This window comes from Candidatus Pelagibacter communis (assembly GCF_001179945.1).
In the GTDB taxonomy this organism is placed as follows: Bacteria; Pseudomonadota; Alphaproteobacteria; order Pelagibacterales; family Pelagibacteraceae; genus Pelagilacustribacter; species Pelagilacustribacter ubique_A.
The window spans coordinates 1-693 of sequence record NZ_CVSG01000091.1 but is presented as its reverse complement, the minus strand read 5'-3'; the positions used below and the strand labels follow the sequence as shown (position 1 = coordinate 693).

Sequence of the window (693 nt, the reverse complement as noted above, 5' to 3'; positions counted from 1 at the left end):
CCCTATACTGTCAAATTCTATTCTGTATTTCATCTTTGATTCTTTGCTATAATACACTTTAATAAGATAATTATAAAACATAAAGGACAAGAAATGAGTAATTTTGAAAGTGTTAAAAAATTCATGAAAGTGTTTGGTCAAGAAGTAAAAGAAAAAGCTGAATTTCCAAGCGACAAAATCACTTCATTAAGATACGATTTAATTAGTGAAGAATTATCAGAGTTAAAAGATGCCATCAATAACAAGGATATTAAAGAGGTTGCAGACGCACTTACAGATATTCTTTATGTAACTTATGGAGCTGGACACGCATTCGGGATCAATTTAGATAAATGTTTTGCAGAAGTTCAAAGTTCAAATATGAGTAAGTTAGGTGAGGATGGTAAACCAATTTATAATGATAAGGGTAAAGTTATGAAAGGACCAAATTATTTCAAACCAGATCTAAATAAATTCGTTGCATGATGAAAAACAACTATCATTGGATCCTACTAGGAATAGCAGCTGGTATATTCATTTATATAGTAGATAAATATATCTTTTAAACTAACGCAATTTAATGAGAAAATTGAAACCAAAACCACATCAATTTTGGGCGTGGTGCTCAACTTTAACAATTTTAGCAGGAGCTATTGCAGCAGCTTTAGGATTTTATCCTTTGTATTGTTATATCTTTCTTTTAGGTAATGGTGG

Annotated in this window: 1 protein-coding gene; it reads left to right on the top strand. The window is 30.3% G+C overall.

Annotated features, from left to right (window positions below; translation table 11 throughout):
- The first annotated feature begins 93 nt into the window (after positions 1–93).
- Positions 94–465, top strand: coding sequence for a pyrophosphohydrolase domain-containing protein (locus AMN78_RS03885; RefSeq protein WP_075534266.1), 372 nt, complete (start codon positions 94–96; stop codon positions 463–465).
- Positions 466–693 lie beyond the last annotated feature (228 nt).